This is a genomic window from Marinobacter sp. M-5, from assembly GCF_032911545.1.
GTDB lineage: Bacteria > Pseudomonadota > Gammaproteobacteria > Pseudomonadales > Oleiphilaceae > Marinobacter > Marinobacter goseongensis.
Genome location: NZ_JAWJEK010000001.1, coordinates 1,931,689 through 1,956,035, shown reverse-complemented (window position 1 = coordinate 1,956,035; position 24,347 = coordinate 1,931,689). Strand labels below are relative to the sequence as shown.

The 24,347-nt window shown below is 59.6% G+C and carries 21 protein-coding genes and 1 tRNA gene; 16 read left to right on the top strand and 6 right to left on the bottom strand.

The window, feature by feature from the left end:
• Position 1: 1 nt before the first annotated feature.
• On the bottom strand, positions 2-1,447 hold the full coding sequence (locus R0125_RS08930; protein WP_317237888.1) for a DNA polymerase Y family protein: 1,446 nt from the start codon (positions 1,445-1,447) through the stop codon (positions 2-4).
• A gap of 25 nt (positions 1,448-1,472) precedes the next feature.
• Complete coding sequence (gene imuA, locus R0125_RS08925) at positions 1,473-2,162, bottom strand: translesion DNA synthesis-associated protein ImuA (protein ID WP_317237887.1); 690 nt, start codon at positions 2,160-2,162, stop codon at positions 1,473-1,475.
• A 143-nt stretch (positions 2,163-2,305) separates the two neighbouring features.
• On the opposite strand from imuA, the gene R0125_RS08920 reads away from it, so the two are divergent.
• The 3 genes from R0125_RS08920 (at position 2,306) to R0125_RS08910 (ending at position 4,010) form a co-directional block, all read left to right on the top strand.
• Positions 2,306-2,647: a 4a-hydroxytetrahydrobiopterin dehydratase gene (locus tag R0125_RS08920; RefSeq protein ID WP_248184461.1), complete on the top strand. Its 342-nt coding sequence runs from the start codon at positions 2,306-2,308 to the stop codon at positions 2,645-2,647.
• Positions 2,648-2,760: 113 nt separating this feature from the next.
• A complete protein-coding gene (locus tag R0125_RS08915) occupies positions 2,761-3,639 on the top strand; it encodes a putative RNA methyltransferase (RefSeq protein WP_317237886.1) in 879 nt (292 codons plus the stop codon).
• The gene (locus R0125_RS08910) at positions 3,639-4,010 is read left to right on the top strand and encodes a DUF202 domain-containing protein (protein WP_317237885.1); all 372 of its coding nucleotides are present in this window, start codon (positions 3,639-3,641) and stop codon (positions 4,008-4,010) included. The genes R0125_RS08915 and R0125_RS08910 overlap by 1 nt, the downstream gene beginning before the upstream one ends.
• Before the next feature lie 3 nt (positions 4,011-4,013).
• On the opposite strand, the gene R0125_RS08905 is transcribed toward R0125_RS08910, so the two are convergent.
• Together R0125_RS08905 and ggt are read right to left on the bottom strand one after the other, a co-directional pair.
• On the bottom strand, positions 4,014-4,265 hold the full coding sequence (locus R0125_RS08905) for a YkoF family thiamine/hydroxymethylpyrimidine-binding protein (RefSeq protein ID WP_248184468.1): 252 nt from the start codon (positions 4,263-4,265) through the stop codon (positions 4,014-4,016).
• 15 nt (positions 4,266-4,280) lie between these two features.
• A complete protein-coding gene (ggt, locus tag R0125_RS08900) occupies positions 4,281-6,044 on the bottom strand; it encodes a gamma-glutamyltransferase (protein WP_317237884.1) in 1,764 nt (587 codons plus the stop codon).
• 110 nt (positions 6,045-6,154) lie between these two features.
• Between ggt and purU the strand changes: the two genes are divergently transcribed.
• The 12 genes from purU to pyrF all read left to right on the top strand — a co-directional run bounded on the left by purU (position 6,155) and on the right by pyrF (position 20,637).
• The gene (purU, locus tag R0125_RS08895) at positions 6,155-7,009 is read left to right on the top strand and encodes a formyltetrahydrofolate deformylase (RefSeq protein WP_248184472.1); all 855 of its coding nucleotides are present in this window, start codon (positions 6,155-6,157) and stop codon (positions 7,007-7,009) included.
• Between the two features lie 126 nt (positions 7,010-7,135).
• Entirely contained in the window at positions 7,136-9,781 is a 2,646-nt protein-coding gene (gyrA, locus tag R0125_RS08890; protein ID WP_317237883.1) for a DNA gyrase subunit A, read from the top strand.
• 51 nt (positions 9,782-9,832) lie between these two features.
• The gene (gene serC, locus R0125_RS08885) at positions 9,833-10,915 is read left to right on the top strand and encodes a 3-phosphoserine/phosphohydroxythreonine transaminase (RefSeq protein ID WP_317237882.1); all 1,083 of its coding nucleotides are present in this window, start codon (positions 9,833-9,835) and stop codon (positions 10,913-10,915) included.
• A gap of 2 nt (positions 10,916-10,917) precedes the next feature.
• Positions 10,918-12,015: a prephenate dehydratase gene (gene pheA / locus R0125_RS08880; RefSeq protein WP_248184477.1), complete on the top strand. Its 1,098-nt coding sequence runs from the start codon at positions 10,918-10,920 to the stop codon at positions 12,013-12,015.
• Between the two features lie 21 nt (positions 12,016-12,036).
• A complete protein-coding gene (gene hisC, locus R0125_RS08875; protein ID WP_317237881.1) occupies positions 12,037-13,164 on the top strand; it encodes a histidinol-phosphate transaminase in 1,128 nt (375 codons plus the stop codon).
• Positions 13,164-15,392, top strand: coding sequence for a bifunctional prephenate dehydrogenase/3-phosphoshikimate 1-carboxyvinyltransferase (locus tag R0125_RS08870; RefSeq protein WP_317237880.1), 2,229 nt, complete (start codon positions 13,164-13,166; stop codon positions 15,390-15,392). The genes hisC and R0125_RS08870 overlap by 1 nt, the downstream gene beginning before the upstream one ends.
• A complete protein-coding gene (cmk, locus tag R0125_RS08865; RefSeq protein ID WP_317237879.1) occupies positions 15,392-16,072 on the top strand; it encodes a (d)CMP kinase in 681 nt (226 codons plus the stop codon). The genes R0125_RS08870 and cmk overlap by 1 nt, the downstream gene beginning before the upstream one ends.
• Positions 16,073-16,202: 130 nt before the next feature.
• Positions 16,203-17,894 (top strand): 30S ribosomal protein S1, encoded by a 1,692-nt coding sequence (gene rpsA, locus R0125_RS08860; RefSeq protein ID WP_248184486.1) that lies wholly within the window; start codon positions 16,203-16,205, stop codon positions 17,892-17,894.
• A gap of 129 nt (positions 17,895-18,023) precedes the next feature.
• The gene (locus R0125_RS08855) at positions 18,024-18,320 is read left to right on the top strand and encodes an integration host factor subunit beta (protein ID WP_012139425.1); all 297 of its coding nucleotides are present in this window, start codon (positions 18,024-18,026) and stop codon (positions 18,318-18,320) included.
• Between the two features lie 62 nt (positions 18,321-18,382).
• Complete coding sequence (locus R0125_RS08850) at positions 18,383-18,685, top strand: LapA family protein (protein ID WP_248184488.1); 303 nt, start codon at positions 18,383-18,385, stop codon at positions 18,683-18,685.
• Positions 18,685-19,854, top strand: a complete 1,170-nt coding sequence (lapB, locus tag R0125_RS08845) for a lipopolysaccharide assembly protein LapB (protein WP_317237878.1) — start codon at positions 18,685-18,687, stop codon at positions 19,852-19,854. Before R0125_RS08850 ends, lapB begins: the two co-directional genes overlap by 1 nt.
• Positions 19,855-19,926: 72 nt before the next feature.
• Entirely contained in the window at positions 19,927-20,637 is a 711-nt protein-coding gene (pyrF, locus tag R0125_RS08840; RefSeq protein WP_248184494.1) for an orotidine-5'-phosphate decarboxylase, read from the top strand.
• Between the two features lie 135 nt (positions 20,638-20,772).
• On the opposite strand, the gene R0125_RS08835 is transcribed toward pyrF, so the two are convergent.
• Both R0125_RS08835 and R0125_RS08830 read right to left on the bottom strand, forming a co-directional pair.
• Positions 20,773-20,848: transfer RNA gene (locus R0125_RS08835), tRNA-Asn, on the bottom strand.
• Positions 20,849-20,918: 70 nt separating this feature from the next.
• Entirely contained in the window at positions 20,919-22,103 is a 1,185-nt protein-coding gene (locus R0125_RS08830; protein WP_317237877.1) for a pyridoxal phosphate-dependent aminotransferase, read from the bottom strand.
• 209 nt (positions 22,104-22,312) lie between these two features.
• Between R0125_RS08830 and uvrB the strand changes: the two genes are divergently transcribed.
• Positions 22,313-24,346 (top strand): excinuclease ABC subunit UvrB, encoded by a 2,034-nt coding sequence (gene uvrB, locus R0125_RS08825; protein ID WP_248184531.1) that lies wholly within the window; start codon positions 22,313-22,315, stop codon positions 24,344-24,346.
• Position 24,347: the final 1 nt, after the last annotated feature.

The window sequence follows — 24,347 nt, the reverse complement described above, 5'->3', positions numbered from 1 at the left end:
CTTATCCGAACCAGCCATGGACAAACCAGCCGCCCCGCACATCCCGGAATACCCAGGCCAGCTGACCGCTACTCAGCCCGGCGATGTAGTAATCCCGGTGCACCCGCTGGCCATCCCACCAGCCGCCGCTGATTCGTTCGGGGCCGGAATGCCAGGCCACCGGAGCCTCCGGCAGGGCTTGCGGGCCGCTCAGTAACCACAAGGGTCGGCGGGGCAGACTGGTCAGGTCGCTTATCGCCGGGCGCGGTTTGCGCTGAACCTCGGAGGCCGACCAGGCTCGTTCCGGGCGGTGATCCGGTTGGTGCGACAGTTGTTGCAGGGCGTCGTTGCCCAGACGGGCCTGCAGGCGGCTGATCAGTGTGTGCCAGGCTTCGTTCAGGTCCCGGGTTTCGCCCAGCAGGTCATTGCCTGCTGCGGCTTCCCGCCCGAGAAAGCGGCGCACGGATAACACCAGAGAAGCCACTGGAGCCGGCAGGGGGTGTTGCTCGAAGCGCAGGCGCATCAGGTTCAGAAATGCCTCGGCCCGGTGTTCCGGCCCGGAGGTGCGAATGCGCAAGCGGGTAGGCTCGTGATGGCGATGTGTCAGCACCAGGAGCAGGCTGTCGGTGTCCTGCTGGCGCCAGCACAGGTCTTCTTCCAGCTCCGTCAGTATGCGTTGCAGGGGAAACAGCAGGCCTTCGGCGCGCTCGATGTCCTGCACGAAATCCGCCTGCTGACGAAAGTGGTGCGGTGGCTGCCAGGGTTGTTGCGGGTCTGGCCGGCTGCCCTGAATTTTCTGCACCCGGGCAAGGGTTTCCGGTGCCAGCCGTCTGGCCAGCTCGGCGGCTGGTAAGGTCATGACTTCCCCCATTTGGGTCAGACCCAGACGCTGGAGCCGGGTCAGGGTGCGGTCGTCAAAGCCGGCGGCGGCCAGTGGCAGATTATGGAGATGCCGTTCCATATGGCCCTTGTCTGCAGTGCACTGGCCCTGGCCGGCCCGAGCGCAAAGACGAGCCGCCAGAGGAGTGGCTCCGGTGGCCATCCAGGCGGTCAGATGCCGTTCCGAGAGAGCCTGTTCCAGGGTTTGCCAGACGGCGGCCAGGCCGCCGTAGAGTTTTTCCAGGCTGCCCACCTCCACCAGCAAGCCGTCGGGCGGGTGGAGCACAATGCTGGCAACATGGCGGTACAGCCAGCGCGCCTGCTCCGCCAGAATCTGCTGTTCACGCCCCGGGTCCGCGTGGGCGATGGCCAGCTCGGGCACCAGGTTAATGGCGGTTTTCAGACGCATGCCCGCTTGCACACCCTGGGCCTGGGCTTGTGGGCAGGCTTGCAACACGCGCTGGGCAGACTGATCCACAACCACCAGAGCCGGTTTACTGTTCTCTTCATTCGCCTCATCACGCCCGTTGCGGGAGCGACGAATGTGATCCAGCAGCAGATGCGGGAAATGCAGGTAAGCCCAAAGCATGATGCCGTGCCTTTATGTCAGTCAGTCAGGGAGCGGATGCGGACCAGGGGCCCTGAACCACCCGGTTCGATTCGGTGACCGGTAAATCGGCCCGTCGGCCCATGGCCAGTGTGCAACGCTGCCCGGGCCAGCTGCCTCGACGTTTCAGCACATTGATCCGCAGGTCCTGGTGTTCGCCGGCTTCCAGCTCCAGGCGCAGAGCGGCCGGAGAACTCTGGTCGGCCAGCTTGCGGCTGCGGAACAGCACGCACACATTGCTGCCGGCCTCCGCCGCCAGTTGCAGGCGGCGGATATCCCGGGCGGCCAGTTTGCCCGGCCAGGCCAGTACCAGCCCGGTGACCGGAGAGCGCAGGCAGTTTTCCAGGGTCCAGAGCAGATCGCCGCTGTCTTCGGTGCGGATCATCACAATCTGGTCCAGATTCACTCTGTCACGGGCCAGGGCAGGGGCGTAAGGTGTGTGTGGCGGGTTCAGCCAGAACACAGTTTTGCCAGCGTGGGACAGCCGTTGCATCAGTGGCAGCACCAGCTGCAATTCGCCAATGCCCGGGGCATCCAGCAGGCATTCGCTCAGAGCTCCGCGGGGCCAGCCCAGGCCTCCGAGCTGATTGTCCAGGGCCTGATAACCGGTCGGTTCCGCCGGTTGCGTGGTCCGTGTCTGACGATGCCCCTGCCAGACACGGGCATCCTCTATCAGCGTGTTCAGAAGTTTGCTCATGGTGTTAAATTCCTGCCTGGTTTCCGGAGTACTGTTTAAATATACAGTATTCTGAACAGGGTCAAATTTCAAGAGTGGGCTTGATAATCCGCAGGCCGGCGGCCACGCTTGTAGTACACGCTACTGTTCAGGGGGAAAAGACCATGACTTCACTGGAAGGGCTGTCCTGCGAGGCCTGCAGCGCAGATGCCCCGAAAATCGGGGAAGATGAGAAGCGCAGTCTGCTGGGGGAAATTCCTGACTGGCAACTCGTTGAGCTGGATGGGGAAGAGCAGCTGCAACGGGTCTTCAGGTTTCGTAACTTTGCCGAGGCTCAGGCGTTTACCAACAGGGTCGGAGAACTGGCCGAAGCCGAGGGGCATCATCCCGCCATTCTGCTCGAGTGGGGCCAGGTGACGGTGCGCTGGTGGACTCACTCCATCGGTGGTTTGCACAAAAACGATTTCATTATGGCCGCCCGGACCGGTGCCGCTTACGGAAGCTGACCAGTGGTCCGGCACGGCAAAACCGATGGCGATGAAATCCGGCTTGCCATTTAGACCATTGGCGGTGTTTGGGGTAGCCTTGCGCATTCCCATTGCATTCAGGTGATACGCCCATGCCCGTCGAACCCTTTCAAGCTCTTGCCTGCCCGCTGGACGGAGAACCTCTGAGCCATACTGGCGCGGCCTGGCGCTGCCCGGTGGGGCATAATTTTGATACCGCCCGCCAGGGCTATATCCACCTGTTGCCGGTCCAGAACAAGCGTTCTCTTCATCCCGGTGACAGCAAGGAGATGGTGGCAGCCCGTCAGCGCTTTCTGAACGGCGGCTTTTACCAGCCCGTCGCCGATGCGGTGAATCGTCTGGTGCTGGCGGAAATGCCCGACACACACCGCTTAACCTGCCTGGATGCGGGCTGTGGAGAAGGCTATTACCTGCGCCAGTTGGCGGCGGCTGCCGCAGAACAACCGGCACTCGAGTTGTTGGGCGTGGATATCTCCAAATGGGCGGTACTGGCAGCCGCGAAACAGGACAAGCACCCGGCGTGGGTTGTGGGTACCAACGCCAGGCTGCCGGTGCTTTCGTCCTCGGTGGACCGGGTGCTCTGTGTGTTCGGCTTTCCTGTGTATGCCGAGTTTACCCGGGTGCTGAAGCCCGGGGGGCAGTTGCTTCAGGTGGACGCCGGACCCGCGCATCTACGGGAATTGCGTGAGATCATCTACCCTACGCTGAAGCCTGAAAAAAGCGCGGTGCGCGACGATCCGGTGGGTTTTAGAGTGCTTGGCTCCGCCATGGAGCGCTTTGCCCTGACGCTGGACAGCCAGGAGCAGATTGCGGATTTGCTGGCGATGACGCCACATTTGTACCGTGCCACCGCGGAGGGGCTTGAGCGTGCTGTGGCGCTGCAGTCGTTGACGGTCACCGTGGATGTACGCCTGACCCGTTATCAATGCACACTTCCAAACCCTTCACCGGATGAAAAGGAAAGCGCCTGATGTCAGATCTGAAAGACCCCCGGGTTCTGTTCGCCGCCGAGCGCACGTTGCTGGCCTGGAACCGCACCAGCTTGTCCTTCATTGCCTTCGGATTCCTGATCGAGCGGGCGGGGCTGTTGCTCCATGCGCTGGTCCCGGAAGCGGTGGGTGCCATCAACGCGGTGCTGGCGTTCTGGATTGGCATCCTGTTCATTCTGCTGGGGGCCTTTGCCGCAGTGTGGTCATCCCGCCAGTTCCGGGCCCTGTTGCGCACCCTGACCCCCGCGGAGTTTCCCGAAGGTTACGGCTTCCGCTGGGGGCTGGTGGTGAACATGGTTGTGGCGTTTCTCGGCACCGTGCTGGTTGCGGCGCTGTTTGTGGGGCGGGTGTAGGGGTTACCCCTTCGGCCGCCGGTCACCTTCCATGATTTTTGCCACGAAAACCGACTTGCCGTAGGTTTCGAACGACCATTTCAGGGTGTCTGAGAGCACCGACATCACCTCATCATACTCGCCGAACATCTCGGTGCTCATGCGCCCGGGATGCACCTCCAGACTGGTCTGTTTCAGCCGGTCAATCAGATCCCAGATTGGTTGCTTGTAGTCGTCCTTGAGCGGGTAACAGCTCAGTTGCACAGATAGATACATGATGTCTCCCCGGGTTCAGTAACCCTTTGCGGATGAAGTACTGCGTCTTGGATCGGCGCCGCCGTAAAGCGTTCCATCCTCACCAATCAGGACGCTCTGGATCGCACCCATGGCGTTGGTGGTTTTCACGGTATGGCCGCGGTCCTCCAGTAGCCGGAGGGTGTCCGGGCTGAATCCCTGTTCAATGAAGATCGCGTCCGGCAGCCACTGATGGTGCATGCGCGGCGCGTCGACGGCGCTCTGAATGTTCATGTTGTGATCAATCACATTAAGAATCACTTGCAGGGTGGTGGTGATGATCCGCGAGCCGCCGGGGCTGCCTGTGACCAGGAAGTTGCGGCCGTTCTTGCGCACAACCGTCGGCGACATGGAGCTGAGCATGCGTTTGCCCGGTTCCACCTTGTTGGCCTCGCCGCCAATCAGCCCGAACGCGTTGGGCTCACCGGGCTTGGCGCTGAAGTCGTCCATCTCATTGTTGAGCAGGAAGCCCGCCCCGGTCACGGTAATGCCCGAGCCGTAACTGAAATTGATGGTGTAGGTGTTGGATACCGCGTTACCCCAACGGTCGACGATGGAGTAGTGGGTGGTTTCCGGGCTTTCAAAGGCGTTGGGGTTGCCGGGCTGAAGTTCGCTGGCTGGCCGAGTCTTGTCGACGCTGATGTTTTTGCGCAGCTCGGCGGCGTAGGCTTTGTCCAGCAGGCCGTCGAGGGGAACATCAACAAAATCCGTGTCGCCAAGAAACTTCGAGCGGTCGGCGTAGGCCAGTTTCATAGCTTCGGCCATGTAATGCAGGGTGTCCGCGGCGTTATGGCCGAGTTCTGCCAATGGGTAGTGTTCCAGAATGTTCAGGATCTGCAGGATGTGGGTGCCGCCGGAGGAGGGCGGTGACATTGAGAACACCTCATGGCCTCGATAGGTTCCGCGCACCGGCTTGCGGATGGACGGCTGATAGTCTTTCAGATCCGCCGCGGTGATCAGACCATCATTACGCTGCATTTCCTCGACGATCAGGCGCGCTGTCTTGCCCTCATAGAAGCCTCGGGTGCCCTGATCGGCGATGCGCTGCAGGGTGGCAGCCAGTTCCGGCTGGCGAAAACGCTCGCCCGGTGGCCAGGGTGAGCCATCCTCCCGGTAAAACGTCGCACGGCTGGCGGGCCAGCGTTGCAGGCGGTCCCGGGCCTGCTCCAGGCCTTCGGTGAAGCGTGCCGGCACGATAAATCCGTCCCGGGCCAGGCGTATTGCCGGCGCCAGCGCTTCCGGCAGTGACAGGGTGCCGTGGCGTTCCAGTGCCAGGGCCAGTCCGGCCACCGTGCCGGGTACGCCGGAGGCCAGATGGGTGAAGCGGCTGCGGTTGGGCACCGCATTGCCATCGTTGTCCTGGAACATGGTTTCGGTGGCCGCGGCCGGGGCTTTTTCCCGGTAATCGATGGCTTCAACCGGGCCGCCGTCGCCGGGGGCAAACAACATGAAACCACCGCCGCCGATATTGCCCGAGCGGGGCTGCACAACGGCCAGTACAAAGCCGGCGGTTACGGCGGCATCTACGGCATTGCCATCATTTTTCAGCACCTCCAGCGCCGCGTCGGTTGCCAGGTCGTGGCTGGTGACCACCATGCCCTTGCGGCCCTGTTCCGGGTGGTGACGTTCGCCCTCCAGAATCGCCTGCGCACACAGACTGCCGGCAACGCTTAGCAGAATGACGGCAAGCCCGGCGCGAAGGCCCGGTGAGCGGCCCCTGGAGGCGTGTGTGCGGGGTACCTGAGGTGGGTGTCTGTCCATGTGCTTGTTCCTCGTTTCTGGCGTTCAGATAGGCTATGATAGCCGGTCATTTTTACGGGTGTGAAACCTTCGCCCCCGCGTTTCCGGATCAGAACTAAGGAAAGGCTTCCATGGAGCATACCTATCGTCTTGTTATTTCCTGCCCGGACCGGGTGGGAATTGTCGCCAAGGTGAGTAATTTCCTGTCCACCTACAATGGCTGGATTACCGAGGCGAGTCACCATTCGGACACCCATACGGGCCGCTTCTTCATGCGCCACGAGATCAAGGCCAGCTCGATTCCTTTCGGTCTTGATCAGTTTCGTGCCGCCTTTGACCCGATTGCCCGTGAGTTCGATATGGACTGGCACGTGGCGGATTCCGCGCAGCCCAAGAAGGTGATCCTGATGTGCAGCAAGGAGTCCCACTGCGTGGCGGACCTCCTGCACCGCTGGCACAGCCGTGAGATCAACGCCGAGATTGTGGCCGTGATCTCCAACCACGAGGACCTGCGCCGCATGGTGGAGTGGCACGAGATACCCTACCACTACATTCCGGTGTCCCGGGAAAACCGTGACGAGGCGTTTGGCGAAATTGATGGTCTGATCGAGGGCTACGCCACGGACGTGGTGGTTCTGGCCCGTTACATGCAGATTCTGCCGGCTGCTTTGTGTGAAAAATATTCCGGTAAGGTGATCAATATTCATCACAGCTTCCTGCCGTCCTTTGCTGGTGCCAGGCCTTATCACCAGGCCTACAGCCGGGGCGTGAAGCTGATCGGCGCTACCTGTCATTACGTCACCCAGGATCTGGACGAAGGTCCGATCATCGAACAGGATGTGATCCGCATTACCCACAGCGACTCCATCGAAGACATGGTTCGCCTGGGTAAAGACGTGGAGAAGAACGTGCTGGCCCGCGGCCTGCGCTCCCACATTGAAGACCGGGTGATTACCTACCAGAACAAGACGGTGGTTTTTGATTAAGAGCGGTTCGCAATTGCCCCGGTAAGGGGCTGACTGTGTTAGTATTGGCCGCTTGTTAAAGAATAACTACGGGGCGTACAAAAAGCCCTGAAACGACTTCCAGCAAACGCAAAGGAACCTTTCTCGATGGGTGAGTTAGCCAAAGAGATCCTGCCGGTAAATATTGAAGATGAGTTGAAGCAGTCCTACCTCGATTACGCCATGAGCGTTATCGTTGGCCGGGCGCTCCCGGATGTTCGTGACGGCCTCAAACCCGTTCACCGCCGTGTTCTGTTCGCCATGTCCGAACTGGGCAACGACTGGAACAAGGCCTACAAGAAATCCGCCCGTGTGGTCGGTGACGTCATCGGTAAATATCACCCCCACGGTGATTCCGCGGTCTACGACACCATCGTTCGGATGGCTCAGCCCTTCTCCCTGCGTTATCCGCTGGTAGACGGTCAGGGTAACTTCGGTTCTATCGACGGCGACAACGCCGCCGCCATGCGTTACACCGAAATCCGCATGAAGAAGATCGCGCACTCGTTGCTGGCGGATCTGGACAAGGAAACCGTTGATTTCGTCGACAACTACGACGGCACCGAGCGGATTCCCGAAGTGCTGCCGACCCGGGTGCCGAACCTGCTGGTCAACGGTTCTTCCGGTATCGCGGTGGGCATGGCCACTAACATTCCGCCCCACAACCTGACGGAAGTGGTCAGCGGCTGTCTGGCACTGATTGATAACCCGGACCTGACCATCGACGAACTGATGGATTTCATCCCGGGTCCGGATTTCCCCACCGAGGGCATCATCAACGGCCGTGCCGGCATCGTCGAGGCGTATCGCACCGGCCGCGGGCGTATCTATATCCGCGCCCGCCATGAAATCGAGCACGACAACAAAACCAACCGTGATGCCATCATCATTACCGAGCTGCCGTACCAGCTGAACAAGGCGCGTCTGATCGAGAAGATCGCCGAGCTGGTCAAGGAAAAGCGCCTGGAAGGCATCACCGAACTGCGGGATGAGTCCAACAAGGAAGGCATCCGCGTGGTGATCGAACTTCGCCGTGGTGAAAACCCGGAAGTCATCGTCAACAATCTGTTCGCCCATACCCAGTTGCAGACCGTATTCGGTATCAACATGGTGGCACTGATCAACGGCGAGCCGAAGATTCTCAACCTCAAGGAAATGCTCGACGCGTTCGTGCGCCACCGCCGCGAGGTGGTAACCCGCCGGACCATCTACGAGCTGCGCAAGGCCCGTGAACGTGGCCATATCCTTGAGGGTCTGACCGTTGCTCTGGCCAACATCGATGAAATGATCGAACTGATCAAGGCCTCACCGAGCTCCGTGGAAGCCAAAGAAAAGTTGATGTCCAAAGGCTGGGCGCCGGGTGATGTGCTGGCGATGTTGGAGCGTGCCGGTGAAGACGCCTGCCGTCCCGATGACCTGCCGGAAATCTACGGACTGCGGGATGGCCTTTATTACCTGTCACCGGAGCAGACTCAGGCGATCCTGGACATGCGTCTGCATCGTCTGACCGGTCTGGAAACGGAGAAGCTCCAGAACGAATACAAGGAAATTCTGGAGAAAATTGCCGGCCTGCTGGAAATCCTCGGGGATCCGGACCGCCTGATGCAGGTGATCCGCGAAGAGCTGGAGGCGGTGGTGAGTGAATTCGGCGACGAGCGCCGCACCGAGATCACCAGTTCCCAGCGTGACCTCACCATTGCCGACCTGATCGACGAAGAAGATCTGGTGGTGACCATTTCTCATGGTGGTTATGCCAAGACCCAGGCCGTGGAGGATTACCAGGCCCAGCGTCGCGGTGGCCGCGGCAAGGCCGCCACCTCGATGAAAGACGAGGATTTCGTCGAGAAGCTGTTGGTGGCCAATTCCCACGACACCATTCTGTGCTTCTCCAACCGCGGCAAGGTCTACTGGCTGCGTGTGTTCGAGATTCCTCGTGCCAGCCGCGCCTCTCGCGGCCGTCCGATGGTCAACATCCTGCCGCTGGACGAAGGTGAGCGTATTACCACGTTCCTGCCGGTACGGGATTACCCGGAAGACCAGTTCGTGTTAATGGCCACCTCGGCCGGTGTGGTCAAGAAGACCCCGCTGCCGAACTTCTCCCGTCCGCGCAGCAGTGGCCTGATCGCGCTGTCGCTGGATGAGGGCGATACCCTGATTGGCGCCGCCATCACCAAGGGTGATGCCGAAGTCATGCTGTTTTCCACGGCCGGTAAGGCCGTCCGCTTCAACGAAGAGGCCGTGCGCCCGATGAGCCGGACTGCCCGTGGTGTTCGGGGTATCCGGATGGCTGAAGGCCACCACGTGGTTTCCCTGATCATTCCGCAGGAAGACGGCGTGCTGCTCACCGCCAGTGAGAACGGTTACGGCAAGCGCACCGCGTTTGACGAGTTCCCGACCTACAGTCGCGGCAGTCAGGGCGTTATCGCCATGCAGTGTTCGGAGCGTAACGGCAACTTGGTGACCGCGCTGCAATTGTTCGACGGCGACGAAATGATGCTGATCTCGGACAAGGGCACGCTGGTTCGTACCCGCACTGATGAAGTGTCTGTTCTGAGCCGGAATACCCAGGGTGTGCGCCTGATCAAACTGAGCCAGGAAGATGAGCGCCTGGTGGGCGTCGAGCGAATCGCTGAAAGTGATGAGCCGGAGGAACTGGCTGAGGAATTGGCTGAAGGCGCATCCGCACCGGAACCGGGCAGTGAAGACAGTGCAGACGATGCCGGCAATGCCGAAGACGGTGCTGGCGAAGAATAACGCCAGCACCTTTCCCGGAACGACAGGTAAGACTTGAGAGATCACAGGAACATGAGCAGGGCGTATAACTTTTGTGCAGGTCCGGCAACCTTGCCGGAAAGCGTGCTGCGGCAGGCGCGGGATGAAATGCTCGACTGGCGTGGTACCGGCATGTCCGTGATGGAGATGAGTCATCGCAGTGATGAGTTCGTCGAGATTGCCGAAACGGCTGAAAAAGATCTCCGTGAATTGGCGGGAGTTTCAAGTGATTACGCTGTGCTCTTCATGCAGGGTGGAGCTTCGAGCCAGTTTGCGACTATCCCCCTGAACCTGCTGGGTGATCAGTCGTCTGCGGATTACATCAATACCGGTATCTGGTCGAAAAAAGCCATCGCAGAAGCGAGTCGGTACGGTCAGGTCAATGTGGCTGCCAGCAGCGAAGCGAGCGGTTTCACCACGATTCCGGAGCAGAGTACCTGGAACACCCGCAACGACGCTGCCTATCTGCATTACACACCGAACGAAACCATCGGCGGCCTGGAGTATGACTTCGTGCCGGACAGCGGTGCCGTACCACTGGTTGCGGACATGTCCTCCAACATGCTGTCGCGGCCGCTGGACGTGTCGAAGTTCGGAGTGATTTATGCCGGTGCCCAGAAGAACATCGGGCCGTCTGGTCTGGTGGTGGTGATTATCCGCAAGGATCTTCTCGGTAAGGCCCACAAGGAAACGCCGACCATGATGAACTACCAGGTCATCGCGGATAACGATTCCATGTACAACACCCCGGCGACCTATTCCTGGTATCTTGCCGGGCTGGTGTTCAAATGGCTGAAAGCTCAGGGGGGCGTTAAAGCCATGGGCGAGATCAATTTGCGCAAGGCGCAGAAGCTTTACGGCTTCATTGACGCCAACGATTTCTACGCCAACCCCATTGATCCCCGTTTCCGCTCATGGATGAACGTGCCGTTTACCCTGGCGGATGATGGTCTGAATGATGAGTTCCTGAAAGGGGCCAATGCCCGCGGGCTGCTGAACCTGAAAGGTCACCGTTCGGTTGGCGGCATGCGTGCCAGCCTCTACAACGCCATGCCGGAAGCCGGTGTGGACGCGCTGATTGCCTATATGACGGAATTTGCCAGGGAGCGTGGGTAATCATGAGCAATGAGCAGGCCCGTCTGGGTGAACTTAGAGACGAAATCGATCAGCTGGATCAGAAGATCATGGAGTTGATCAGCGCCCGCGCCAAATGCGCCCAGGAAGTGGCCAATGTAAAAATGGCCGCCAATCCGGAGCAGGACGTGTTTTTCTATCGTCCGGAGCGGGAGGCTCAGGTGCTGCGCCGAATCAAGGAGCAGAATCCCGGGCCCTTGTCGGGCGAGGAAATGGCGCGCCTGTTCCGCGAGATCATGTCGGCCTGCCTGGCACTGGAAAAACCGATGCACATCGCTTTCCTCGGTCCGGTGGGCACGTTTACTCAGTCAGCGGCGCTTAAGCACTTTGGCCATTCCGTGGTGAGTGTGCCGCTGCCGGCAATTGATGCGGTGTTCCGTGAGGTGGAATCCGGGGCGGCCCATTACGGTGTGGTCCCGGTGGAAAACTCCACCGAGGGCATGATTAACCACACGCTCGATATGTTTATGTCGTCGCCGCTGAAAATCTGCGGCGAGGTGCAGTTGCGCATCCATCATCACCTGTTGGTGTCGCCGGCAAACAAGGATCAGGAGATCACCCGGATCTACTCGCACCAGCAGTCGTTTGCCCAATGCCGGCAGTGGCTGGACACCCACCGTTACGGCATCGAACGGATTACCGTCAGCAGTAACGCCGAAGCGGCCCGCCGAGCCGCGGAAGAACCGGGCGCCGCCGCCATCGCCGGTGACATGGCTGCGGAACTGTACGGGCTGGAAAAAGAAGCCAGCAGCATCGAGGATCGTCCCGACAATACCACGCGGTTCCTGATTATCGGGCGTGAGGAAGTGCCGGCCAGCGGTCACGACAAGTCGTCGATTCTGGTGTCCATGCGCAACAAACCTGGCGCCCTGTATCAGTTGCTGGAACCCTTCCACCGTCACGGACTCAGTCTGACCCGGATCGAAACCCGGCCATCGCCCAGCGGTACCTGGGCGTATGTGTTCTACATCGACTTCGAAGGGCACACGGACGACGAGCAGGTGCGCAAGGTGTTGGCGGAAATCGACGAGGAAGCCGTGGAGTTGAAACGGTTGGGTTCCTACCCGATCGGGGTTCTCTAAGACGACTATCAGGGTGGTGTGATGACGATTGATTACCAGAGTCTAGCGGTCAGGGGTGTTCAGGCGCTGTCACCGTATCAGCCCGGCAAGCCCATCGCAGAGCTGGCGCGAGAGTTAGGTCTGAATCCCGACGATATCGTCAAGCTGGCCAGTAACGAAAATCCCCTCGGCCCAAGTGAGCGGGCTCTGGCGGCGGCGCGTGAGGCACTGAGCGAGCTCTGTCTCTACCCGGACGGCAACGGCTTTGATCTGAAGCAGGCGCTGGCTGAGCGTTTCGGCGTGGGCATGTCGCAGATTACCCTTGGCAACGGCTCCAACGACATCCTCGAGGTGATCACCCGCTGCTTTGCCGATGCGGAATCGGAAGTGATTTTCTCCCAATACGCCTTCGCGGTGTATCCGCTGGTGACGCAGGCCATTGGTGCCCGTGGCGTGCCGGTGCCGGCGAAAGACTGGGGCCACGATCTGGACGCCATGGCGGCGGCGGTTACGGATCGCACCCGGCTGGTGTTTGTTGCCAACCCCAACAATCCTACCGGCACCGTCCACGGTGCCGCCGCCATTCTGGACTTCCTGGCAAAGATTCCCCCACAGGTTCTGGTGGTGCTGGACGAAGCCTACTGTGAGTACCTTCAGGGTGAAAGTTATGCGGATGGCGTGCAGTTGCTGTCCCGGTTCCCGAATCTGATTGTTTGTCGCACCTTCTCCAAGGCCTGGGGGCTGGCGGCCTTGCGTGTGGGGTACAGCATCAGCTCGGCGGCCATTGCGGACATCCTTAATCGGGTGCGTCAGCCTTTCAATGTCGACACCGTCGCATTGGCAGCCGCCACCGCCGTACTGGGTGATGAGTCCTATCTGCAACGCTCCTGCGAGGTGAATGCCGCCGGTATGGCGCAGTTGGAAGAGGGTTTCCGGGCGCTGGATCTGGACTTTATTCCCTCGGCTGGCAACTTTATTGCCGTTGATGTCGGTGACGATGCCGTGGGTATCTACCAAGCCCTGCTGGAGCAGGGCGTGATCGTGCGTCCCGTTGCGGGCTATGGCATGCCCCGGCACCTACGGGTGTCCATTGGCCTCACGCACGAGAATGCGAAACTTCTGGATGCCCTGGGCAAAGCTCTGGGCCGCTCGGGGCAGGGGGCAGCCTAGTGGCAACCGGCGAGTCATCGTTCAAGCGGGTTGCGGTGATCGGCCTCGGGCTGATCGGCGGCTCGCTGGCGAAAGCGGTCCGTATGAATGGCCTGGCAGAGATGGTCGTCGGCACGGACAAGCGTGAAGACGAACTGTCCCTGGGCGTTGAGCTGGGGGTTGTTGACGAGGCGGCGGGCTCCATTGCCGACGCGGTAACCGGCAGTGATCTGGTGGTTCTGGCGGTGCCGGTTCGTGCTACGCGCGCAGTGCTTGAGGCCATCAAGCCCCATCTGTCGGCGGACGCTGTGCTGACCGATGTGGGCAGCACGAAAACCAGCTTCGTGCAGGATGTGCAGGCGGTGTTTGGAACGCTGTCACCCCGGGTGATTCCCGGGCACCCCATTGCCGGTTCCGAGAAGAGCGGCATTCGGGCCGCCAATCCGGAATTGTTCGCCAATCACAAGGTGATCCTGACGCCCGCGGATGATGTGGATGCGGCCGGCCTGGCCCGCCTGAAGGCCCTGTGGGAGGGCTGTGGCGCCACGGTCCTGACCATGTCGGTGGCCTATCACGACGAAGTGCTGGCAGCCACCAGTCACCTGCCGCATCTGATTGCCTTCTCGCTGGTGGACACGCTGGCCGGCGAGGACGAGAATCTCGATATTTTCCGCTACGCGGCCGGCGGCTTTCGCGATTTTACCCGCATTGCCGCCAGTGATCCGGTGATGTGGCACGATATTTTTCTGTCCAACCGGGACGCGGTTTTACGGGTAATTGACCATTTCACCCACGATCTGGACCAGCTCCGCACGGCCATCGCCGATCAGGACAGTGCCACGCTGCTCCGGGTTTTCAGTCGCGCCAAGGCGGCGCGGGAACACTTTTCGAAAATGCTCTCAGGACAGGCTTACGTGACAAACAACAGTCAGAAACAGGTAACGTTCCGTCTCCAGCCCGGCGGCAGTATGACCGGTGATATCCGGGTGCCCGGTGACAAATCGATTTCCCACCGTTCCATCATGCTGGGCGCTCTGGCGGACGGTCTCACCGAAGTGAAGGGGTTTCTGGAAGGCGAGGACAGCCTCGCCACGCTGCAGGCATTTCGCGACATGGGCGTTACCATCGAGGGCCCGGACGACGGCTTCGTGCGCATCCACGGCGTCGGTCTGAACGGCTTGCAGGCGCCCCGCGGCCCATTGTATCTGGGCAATTCCGGCACCGCGATGCGGTTGTTTGCGGGCCTGCTCGCGGCACAGCCGTTCGATTCCGAGCTGACCGGTGACAGCAGCCTGTCCAAGCGCCCCATGGGGCGTGTTGCGGATCCGCTGCGTGCGATGGGGGCAGTCATCAATACCGCCGACGGCGGTCGCCCGCCGATGAAAATCCGCGGTGGTCAGCAGCTGAGCGGCATTCACTATGAGATGCCGGTGGCTTCGGCGCAGGTCAAATCCTGTCTTTTGCTGGCGGGCCTGTACGCAGAGGGTGTCACCTCGGTCACCGAGCCGGCGCCGACCCGCGATCATACCGAGCGCATGCTGGCCGGTTTCGGGTATCACGTCCATCGTGATAACGCCACAGCCAGTGTGTCCGGCGGCGGCACACTGACCGCCACGGCCATCGATGTGCCCGCTGATATATCCTCTGCTGCGTTTTTCCTGGTGGCCGGCAGCATTGCGCCGGGCTCCGAGCTGACGCTGCGACACGTTGGCATGAATCCGACCCGGGTCGGGGTGATCAACATTCTCCGATTGATGGGTGCCGATATCGAAGTGCGCGACGAGCGCGAAATCGGCGGTGAGCCGGTGGCCGATCTGACCGTGCGTTCCGCACAGCTGAAGGGCATCGATATTCCGGAAGACCAGGTGCCGCTGGCGATTGACGAATTCCCGGTGTTGTTTATTGCCGCGGTCTGCGCGCAGGGCAAAACCGTATTGCGCGGTGCCGAAGAGCTGCGGGTGAAGGAGAGCGATCGTATTCAGGTCATGGCCGATGGCCTGGCAGCGCTGGGCGTGAAAACCACAGTGACGTCGGACGGCATCGTTATCGAGGGCGGTCAGACCATTGGCGGCGGCAAGGTTGACAGCCATGGCGATCACCGCATTGCCATGTCCTTTGCCGTGGCCTCGCTGCGAGCGGCCGGTGACATCGAAGTGACGGACTGTGCGAACGTGGCCACCTCGTTCCCCGGTTTCGTGGATCTCGCCCGCCAGACCGGTATCCGGATTCACGCCGAAGGAGGGGAGTGATGTCCTCCACTATGGCACCGGTCATTACCGTAGACGGCCCCGGCGGTTCCGGAAAGGGTACGGTGACCCAGATGCTGGCGAAACGTTTAGGCTGGCACCTGCTGGACAGCGGAGCGCTTTATCGTCTTACGGCACTTGCGGCCATGCGGCAGGGCGTAGCCCTGGATGATGAGGCCGGCCTGGTGAAGGTGGCTGCCAGCCTGGATGTGGCGTTCGAGCCGACCGGGCCGGGTGAGCCGGTGCGGGTGATTCTGTCCGGTGAAGACGTCACCGCGGAAGTCCGCACTGAAGCCACCGGTGACAACGCCTCCCGGGTCGCCGTGATACAGCCGGTGCGCGACGCCCTGTTGCAGCGGCAGCGGGATTTTCGCCAGTCGCCCGGCCTGGTGGCGGACGGCCGGGACATGGGCACAGTGGTGTTTCCCGATGCCCCGGTAAAGATTTTCCTGACCGCCAGTGCCGAGGAAAGGGCGCGCCGACGCTACAGCCAGTTGAAGGACGCGGGGGTCGATGTTAACATTGACACGCTTTTAGAAGAGATACGGGTTCGCGATGAACGAGATATGAACCGTTCCGCAGCCCCGCTCAAGCCAGCGGATGATGCGCAAGTCATTGATTCCACGGGTTTGAGTATAGAAGAGGTGTTAGACAGGTGTATGGCCGCTGCAGGTCAGGCCTGACTGCACCTTTTTGTCGTTGAAATGCCGGATGTAGCGTTACCTGCCAGCCCCAGGCTGCTTCCGGAAACTACTAACAGACCGTGTTGCTGGTAGCACGGAGCACACTTGCGTTGATCATATAGGACACATAATGAGCGAGAGCTTTGCGGATCTTTTTGAAGAAAGCCTAAAAGAAATTGACATGCAACCGGGTTCCATCGTCCAGGGAACCGTAGTTGACGTCGACAACGACTGGGTCACCGTTAACGCCGGACTGAAGTCCGAAGGCGTTATCCCCGCCTCCCAGTTTCTTAACGAAAAAGGCGAGTTGGAAGTTGCTATTGGCGACGTTGTCGATGTAGCTCTCGACGCTGTTGAAGACGGTTTCGGTGAAACCCGTCTGTCCCGTGAAAAGGCCAAGCGTGCTGAAGCCTGGAAGGTACTCGAGAAGTCCTTCGAAGCTGAAGAAGTGGTCAAGGGCATTATCAACGGCAAGGTCAAGGGCGGCTTCACTGTCGATCTGGCTGGCATCCGTGCCTTCCTGCCAGGCTCTCTGGTAGACGTTCGTCCGGTTCGCGACACCGCGCACCTGGAGAACAAGGAGCTGGAATTCAAGGTTATCAAGCTGGACCAGAAGCGTAACAACGTGGTTGTTTCCCGCCGCGCCGTTCTGGAAGCTGAAAACAGTGCCGAGCGTGAAGCTCTGCTGGAAACCCTGACTGAAGGTCTCGAAATCAAGGGTATCGTCAAGAACCTGACCGACTACGGCGCGTTCGTAGATCTGGGCGGTGTTGACGGCCTGCTGCACATTACCGACATGGCCTGGAAGCGCATCAAGCATCCGAGCGAAATCGTGAATGTGGGCGACGAAATCAATGTGAAGGTCCTCAAGTTTGACCGCGAGCGTAACCGCGTATCTCTGGGCCTGAAGCAGCTGGGCGAAGATCCCTGGGTCGATATCAAGGGTCGTTACCCGGAAGGCAGCAAGGTTACCGCACGTGTAACCAACCTGACCGACTACGGTTGCTTTGCTGAGCTGGAAGAAGGTGTTGAAGGTCTGGTTCACGTATCCGAAATGGACTGGACCAACAAGAACATCCACCCCTCCAAAGTCGTTCAGGTTGGCGACGAAGTGGGCGTGATGATTCTGGATATCGACGAAGAGCGTCGTCGTATCTCCCTGGGTATCAAGCAGTGTGTATCCAACCCGTGGGAAGACTTCTCCGGCAACTTCAACAAAGGCGACCGCATTTCCGGCAAGATCAAGTCAATCACTGACTTTGGTATCTTCATCGGTCTGGACGGTGGCATCGACGGCCTGGTTCATCTGTCTGACATCAGCTGGAACGAGACTGGCGAAGAGGCCGTTCGTGAATACAAGAAGGGCGACGAAGTTGAAACCGTTATCCTGTCTGTTGACCCGGAGCGTGAGCGCATCTCCCTGGGCATCAAGCAGCTGGAAAGCGATCCGTTCGCCGAGTTTGTTCAGCTGAACGACAAGGGCTCCATCGTCAAGGGCACCGTGTCCGCTGTTGACGCGAAGGCAGCTACCATCGCTCTGAACGACGAAGTCGAAGCCGTTCTGAAGGCTTCCGAAATAAGCCGTGACCGTGTTGAAGACGCACGCAACGCGCTGAAGGAAGGCGAAGAAGTTGAAGCGAAGATTATCAGCATCGATCGCAAGAACCGCGTGATCAACCTGTCTGTGAAATCCAAAGACGTTGAAGACGACAAGCAGGCGCTTGAGAACGTGCGCAGCAAGACCGCAGAATCTTCTGGTGCGACCACCATCGGTGATCTCATCAAGGAGCAGATGCAGCAGCAAAACGCCAACAAAGACTGAGTTTCTTGTTGGTATGAAAAAAACGGGCTCTAAGAGCCCGTTTTTTTTGTGTTTTTTTCTGGTTTGGCTAAACTAGGGTCATGGAGCTGGTAACCGGCTGTCCAATAATAAAGAAGAGGGATAAGCCTCATGACGAAGTCCGAACTGGTTGAGCTGATTGCGTCCAAGCAGACACAGCTCTCCGTGAAAGATGTGGAACTGGCTGTAAAAACGATTATTGAACATATGTCTCAATCCCTGTCCAATGGCCAGCGGATCGAGATACGCGGATTCGGCAGTTTTTCCCTGCACCACCGGGCAGCGAGAACCGGCCGGAACCCGAAAACCGGCGAGGCAGTCCAGTTGCCCGCCAAGTTTGTACCGCACTTCAAGCCGGGCAAAGAATTGCGCGAACAGGTGAATGACAGCCTGAAAAAAGGTTTTTGATCGCCTTTTTCAGGGAACGAACACTGATCGGGGGCCACACCCCCTGGGGGAGCATTACAGCAATGGCAGGGTTGCAGAAAGTTCTCATTATTCTGTTGGTTTTATTGCTTGTCCTGGTGGCGCTGGTTTTCTCTCTCAATAACCAGATGGCGGTGGCACTGAACTTTCTGGTGTTCGAGACCCAGCCCCATGGTGTTGCAGTCTGGATCATTCTGTCTTTTGTGGTGGGCGCGCTGATTGGTGTTTTGATCACAATGCTCGCCACCTTCCGAACTTCCGTCTCCCGTCGAAACCTGCAGAAGCGGCTTACCCGCGCGGAGCAGGCATTGGAGAAATCCAGGGCCGAGAACGACCGGACGCTTTAATGGAAATAGTGCTTCAATGGCTACTCCTGACCGTGGCTGTCGCGGCCGGTTGGTTTGCCGGGCGCCTCAGTAATTCTTCGCGGGGCTCGAAAAAGGTCATTGCCGATGAAGACTCGGTAAGAGATCGCCTGCAGTTCCTGTTTACCAATTACTCCGATCAGGCCGTCGAGAATTTTGTCCAGTCTCTGGCGGTTAACCGCGATACCGTCAGCCTTCATCTTTCCATCGGTGCCCATTTTCGCCATAAGGGCGAAACTGACCGTGCCATCCTGATTCACCAGAACCTGCTAGCCCGTCCTGAGCTGCCGCCTCGCTTTTCGCCGCAAGTTACCTTTGAACTGGCGCTGGATTACCTTAACGCCGGCCTGCTGGATCGTGCCGAAGCGTTGCTTCATGAGTTGATGGGGGATCGTGAATACGGCCGTAAGGCCTCTCTGCAGCTGATCGAGTTGTACCAGCAGGAGAAAGAGTGGGGCAAGGCCGCGCAGGTGGCCCAGACCCTGACCAACGGCCAGACCGATCCGGCGGTACTGAAGATGCTGGCTTACATTACCTGCGAGATTGCTGACGAAGCGTTCAAGAAGGACGATCGCTGGGGCGCCCAGAAACTCGCGAAAGAAGCCTTGGAATTCGACCGTTCCTGTGTGCGTGCCACCTTTATCCTCATGAAGTTGCAAATCCGTCAGGGCAACTTCAGAGAGGCTGCGGGCCAGAGCTTCAAGGTATTCGATCAGAATCCGGAGTTCGGTTCTGAGGCGGTAGACCGGTTGATGAAGCTGGAGCATGAGCACGGCGACATTGGCAGGTTGGTGAAGAAACTGCGGAAGCTCTATGAAACCTGGCCGAGCACCAGCCTGTTGTTGGCGCTGGTGGAGTCTGTGGAGCGCGCCTCCGGTCGCCCGGCGGCCATTGAGCTGCTGCGGCTGGAACTGGAGGTGCGCCCCAGTGTTCGGGGGCTTTTGCGTCTGGTAGAGATGGCCGGCTATGAGAAGGGCATGACTACGGACGAGGGTCGTCTGGTCAGCCGCATTGGCCATCTCATTCTCGCTAACCGCCCCGTCTATCGCTGTGTCAGCTGCGGCTTTTCGGGTCGGCAGTTACACTGGCTGTGCCCGAGCTGCAAACAATGGGAAACCGTGCGGCCCATTCAGGGTGTTGAAGCCGAATAACACCGAGTTGCGGTACACTATGGGGTACCGATGTTTCCGATCCCTTTCACCGATTGCCCCCAGGACCTGACTGTGCAAAGCAAACATGACCCGAAGATCATCGTCGCCCTCGATTTTCCCTCAGAGAATCCTGCGTTGGCGCTGGTGGATCAACTGGACCCGGCCAAATGTCGCCTGAAAGTCGGCAAAGAGCTGTTTACCCGTTCCGGCCCGGCATTGGTACGCAGTTTTCAGGATCGTGGGTTCGACGTTTTTCTCGATCTGAAATTTCACGACATCCCCAATACCACCTCTGCGGCCGTCGCGGCCGCAGCAGATCTGGGAGTCTGGATGGTGAACGTGCACGCATCCGGCGGTCAGAACATGATGGTTGCCTGCCGCGAGCGTCTGGAAGCCTTCGGCGCCGACCGCCCGTTACTCATCGCCGTCACCGTGCTGACCAGCATGTCCGCCGCGGACCTGGCCGGCATCGGTATCACCGACAGCCCGGAAGCTCACGTCTCCCGCCTGGCAACCCTGACCAGAAACTGCGGCCTCGACGGCGTGGTTTGCTCCGCCCAGGAAGCCCCGAAGCTGAAAGCGGAGCAGGGCGCCGACTTCAGACTGATCACCCCGGGTATCCGCCCGCTGACCGCCGACAAAGGCGACCAGCAGCGAATTATGACCCCCTCGGATGCCCTGAGGGCCGGATCTGATTACCTTGTTATTGGCCGGCCGATTACCCAGGCGGTGGATCCGCTGGCTGCGCTGGAGGCTATCCACACTGAGGTTGTCGGTCTCTGACTTTTGTTGAGACCCCTGTCTACAGGCTAGGGCAGAACCAAAGCTGCGATGACTCATCACGGCAAGAACACAAACCATGACGGCCAAAAACGAAAAAACCCGCTAACTCAAAGAATTAGCGGGCTTTCAAAATAGTGGCTCCCCGACCTGGGCTCGAACCAGGGACAAACGGATTAACAGTCCGTTGCTCTACCAACTGAGCTATCGGGGAACGTCGTCGTGTGACGAGGCGCGTATATTAAGTTGGCTATACCGCCCCGTCAACCCCTGGCAAAAACTTTTTAGCCGAGGGCTTTCTGCAGCCGTTCGATCGCCTTTTCCAGGTTGTCCATGCTGGTGGCAAAGCTCAAGCGCATGTGGCCCGGAGAGCCGAAGGCTGAGCCCGGAACCAGCGCCACACCGGCCTCGGTCAGCAACTTCTCGGCAAATTCCACATCGTTGCTAACGCTGCTGTCGGCATCAATAGCACCCTGGAAGCTCGGGAAAACATAGAAAGTGCCGTCGCCGTTCAGGCACTCCACGCCGGGTAGGTTGTTCAGCGCTTCTACCAGCCAGTCGTGGCGCTCCTTGAAGGCTTTGACCATCTCGCCCACGCAATCTTGTGACCCTTCCAGGGCAGCCTGAGCCGCGGCCTGGGAAATAGAGGCCGGGTTGGAGGTGCTCTGGGACTGGATCTTCTTCATGGCGCCGATGATTTTCGCCGGGCCCGCCGCATAACCGATACGCCAGCCTGTCATGGAGTAGGCCTTGGACACACCGTTCAGCACGAAGGTGCGGTCGTACAGTTCCGGCGTCGCGTTGAGGATGTTGCAGAACGGCTTGCCGGTCCACAGGATTGGCTCGTACATGTCATCCGTGGCGATCATGATGTTCGGGTGCTTCTTCAGTACTTCGCCAATCGCCTGCAGCTCTTCCAGGGTGTAGGCCATGCCGCTGGGGTTGGACGGGCTATTGATCACGAACAGACGGGTGCGCTCGGTGATGGCGTTTTCCAGCTGTTCCGGCGTAATCTTGAAGCGGGTGTCCGCGGTGGTTTCGATGATCACCGGTTTACCCTCGGCGACCAGCACCATGTCCGGGTAGGAAACCCAGTACGGCGCCGGAATAATAGCTTCGTCACCCTGGTTGAGGGTCGCCAGGGCAAGGTTGAAAAAGCTCTGTTTGCCACCACTGCTTACCAGAATCTGGTTGGCTTCATATTCCAGGCCGTTGTCTCGCTTGAACTTCGCAATGATCGCCTTCTTCAGAGCGGGCGTACCATCCACGGCAGTGTATTTGGTCTGGCCGTTGTTAATGGCCTCGATGGCTGCCTGTTTGATGTGCTGGGGGGTATCGAAGTCCGGTTCGCCGGCACCCAGGCCGATAATGTCCTGGCCTGCAGCGCGCAGTTCGGCTGCTTTATTGGTAACAGCGAGGGTGGGAGAGGGCTTGATTGCCTGTACTCGGCTGGAAAGTTGAAGGTCCAAACTTGCGCTCCTTAAAGCTGCGTCTGATAGGGCTGCGACCGCCGGGTGCCAGCGCTGCTGGCTGTTTGTCACCCAGCCGTCGATCGCAGTGATGGTACCATGAAGCCAGCGTAACGATAAATTTCTCTGTAAACTGCCATGATTCAAATTCCGAATCCTTCACCGGAGGTTGTCCGCCGCTTATGGCCACTTCAGAAACCGGCGCCCTGATGAAAGACGGTGCGTTCAAGGTCGATTCACCCTTCCAGCCGGCCGGCGATCAGCCCAAGGCCATTGCGGGCCTGGTGGATGGTATCCAGTCTGGCCTTGCCCATCAGACGCTGTTGGGGGTAACGGGCTCGGGTAAGACCTTCACCGTCGCCAATGTCATCCAGCAGGTACAGCGGCCCACCATCATCATGGCCCACAACAAGACGCTGGCCGCGCAGCTTTACGGTGAATTCCGCGAGTTCTTCCCGGACAATGCCGTCGAATACTTTGTTTCCTACTACGACTATTACCAGCCGGAAGCGTATGTGCCGTCGTCGGACACGTTCATCGAGAAAGACGCGTCCATCAACGAACACATTGAGCAGATGCGGCTGTCGGCCACCAAGGCCCTGCTGGAGCGGCCGGATGCCATTATCGTCGCCACCGTGTCGTCCATCTACGGTCTGGGCGACCCCCAGTCCTATCTGAAAATGATGTTGCACCTGGACCGCGGTGATCAGATCGATCAGCGTTACATCCTGCGTCGTCTGGCGGAACTGCAGTACACCCGCAACGACATCGAGTTTCACCGCGCCAACTACCGTGTGCGCGGCGATGTGATTGACGTGTTTCCGGCGGAATCGGAGAAAGAAGCCATCCGCATCGAGCTGTTCGACGACGAAGTGGAGAATCTGAGCTATTTCGATCCGCTCACCGGCGAGGTCCTGCGCCGGGTACCACGGGTGACTATCTATCCCAAGTCCCACTATGTGACGCCCAGGCAGACCGTGCTGGACGCCGTGGAACACATCAAGGTGGAACTGGATGGCCGCCTGCAGCAATTGCGAGACAACAACCGCCTGGTGGAAGCCCAGAGGCTGGAGGAACGCACCCGCTACGACATCGAGATGATGCTGGAGCTGGGCTACTGCAACGGCATCGAGAACTATTCCCGCTATCTGTCGGGTCGGCGGCCCGGTGAGGCTCCGCCCACGCTATTTGATTATCTGCCGCCCAATGCCTTGCTGGTGGTCGACGAGTCCCACGTGACGGTGTCGCAGATCGGTGCCATGTACAAAGGCGACCGCTCGCGCAAGGAAACCCTGGTGGAGTATGGTTTCCGCTTGCCGTCTGCGCTGGATAACCGGCCGATGCGGTTCGACGAGTGGGAGCGCATCGCGCCGCAGATGATTTTCGTGTCCGCCACGCCGGGCAACTATGAGGCCGAGCACGCGGGGCAGGTGGTTGAGCAGGTGGTGCGGCCCACTGGTTTGCTCGACCCGGAAATCGAGGTGCGCCCGGCGTCCACGCAGGTGGACGATCTGCTGTCGGAGATTCGCCTTCGTACCGCCGTCAACGAGCGGGTACTGGTCACGACGCTGACAAAGCGCATGGCCGAAGATCTGACCGACTTCATGATGGAGCACGATATCCGCGTGCGCTACCTGCATTCTGACATCGACACGGTGGAGCGGGTGGAGATCATCCGGGATCTGCGCAGAGGCGAATTTGACGTGCTGATCGGCATCAACCTGCTGCGGGAAGGGCTGGATATGCCGGAAGTGTCGCTGGTGGCCATTCTAGATGCGGACAAGGAGGGCTTCCTGCGCTCCGAGCGTTCGCTGATCCAGACCATTGGTCGTGCCGCGCGGAATATCCACGGCAAGGCCATTCTCTATGGGGATCGCATCACCGGTTCGATGCAGCGGGCGATCGACGAGACCGATCGGCGGCGGACCAAACAGGAAGCCCATAACCTGGAGCAGGGCATCACACCCCAGGGCCTCAACAAGAAGATCGCCGATATCATGGAAGGCGCCGGTGGCGGTGGTCGTGGCCGTCGCAAGGCGGAACGACCGGGTCAGAAGGCCGCGGAAGAGGCGGAACAGTACCGGGCCAGAACCGGCAACCGCTCGCCCCAGGAAGTGCTCAAGGAAGTGTCGCGGCTGGAGGACGAAATGTACAAGGCGGCTTCCGAACTGGACTTCGAAACCGCCGCCCGTTTGCGGGATGACATTGCCGAACTGAAAGAGGCCGCGCTCCGGACGGGTTAAC

Coding starts and splice junctions, on each gene's coding strand:
- imuA (WP_317237887.1), bottom strand. CDS start 2,162: ATGAGCAAACTTCTGAACACGCTGATAGAGGATGCCCGTGTCTGGCAG.
- R0125_RS08915 (WP_317237886.1), top strand. CDS start 2,761: ATGCCCGTCGAACCCTTTCAAGCTCTTGCCTGCCCGCTGGACGGAGAA.
- R0125_RS08920 (WP_248184461.1), top strand. CDS start 2,306: ATGACTTCACTGGAAGGGCTGTCCTGCGAGGCCTGCAGCGCAGATGCC.
- cmk (WP_317237879.1), top strand. CDS start 15,392: ATGTCCTCCACTATGGCACCGGTCATTACCGTAGACGGCCCCGGCGGT.
- R0125_RS08930 (WP_317237888.1), bottom strand. CDS start 1,447: ATGCTTTGGGCTTACCTGCATTTCCCGCATCTGCTGCTGGATCACATT.
- lapB (WP_317237878.1), top strand. CDS start 18,685: ATGGAAATAGTGCTTCAATGGCTACTCCTGACCGTGGCTGTCGCGGCC.
- pheA (WP_248184477.1), top strand. CDS start 10,918: ATGAGCAATGAGCAGGCCCGTCTGGGTGAACTTAGAGACGAAATCGAT.
- R0125_RS08855 (WP_012139425.1), top strand. CDS start 18,024: ATGACGAAGTCCGAACTGGTTGAGCTGATTGCGTCCAAGCAGACACAG.
- gyrA (WP_317237883.1), top strand. CDS start 7,136: ATGGGTGAGTTAGCCAAAGAGATCCTGCCGGTAAATATTGAAGATGAG.
- R0125_RS08850 (WP_248184488.1), top strand. CDS start 18,383: ATGGCAGGGTTGCAGAAAGTTCTCATTATTCTGTTGGTTTTATTGCTT.
- R0125_RS08905 (WP_248184468.1), bottom strand. CDS start 4,265: ATGTATCTATCTGTGCAACTGAGCTGTTACCCGCTCAAGGACGACTAC.
- uvrB (WP_248184531.1), top strand. CDS start 22,313: ATGAAAGACGGTGCGTTCAAGGTCGATTCACCCTTCCAGCCGGCCGGC.
- rpsA (WP_248184486.1), top strand. CDS start 16,203: ATGAGCGAGAGCTTTGCGGATCTTTTTGAAGAAAGCCTAAAAGAAATT.
- purU (WP_248184472.1), top strand. CDS start 6,155: ATGGAGCATACCTATCGTCTTGTTATTTCCTGCCCGGACCGGGTGGGA.
- hisC (WP_317237881.1), top strand. CDS start 12,037: ATGACGATTGATTACCAGAGTCTAGCGGTCAGGGGTGTTCAGGCGCTG.
- serC (WP_317237882.1), top strand. CDS start 9,833: ATGAGCAGGGCGTATAACTTTTGTGCAGGTCCGGCAACCTTGCCGGAA.
- ggt (WP_317237884.1), bottom strand. CDS start 6,044: ATGGACAGACACCCACCTCAGGTACCCCGCACACACGCCTCCAGGGGC.
- R0125_RS08910 (WP_317237885.1), top strand. CDS start 3,639: ATGTCAGATCTGAAAGACCCCCGGGTTCTGTTCGCCGCCGAGCGCACG.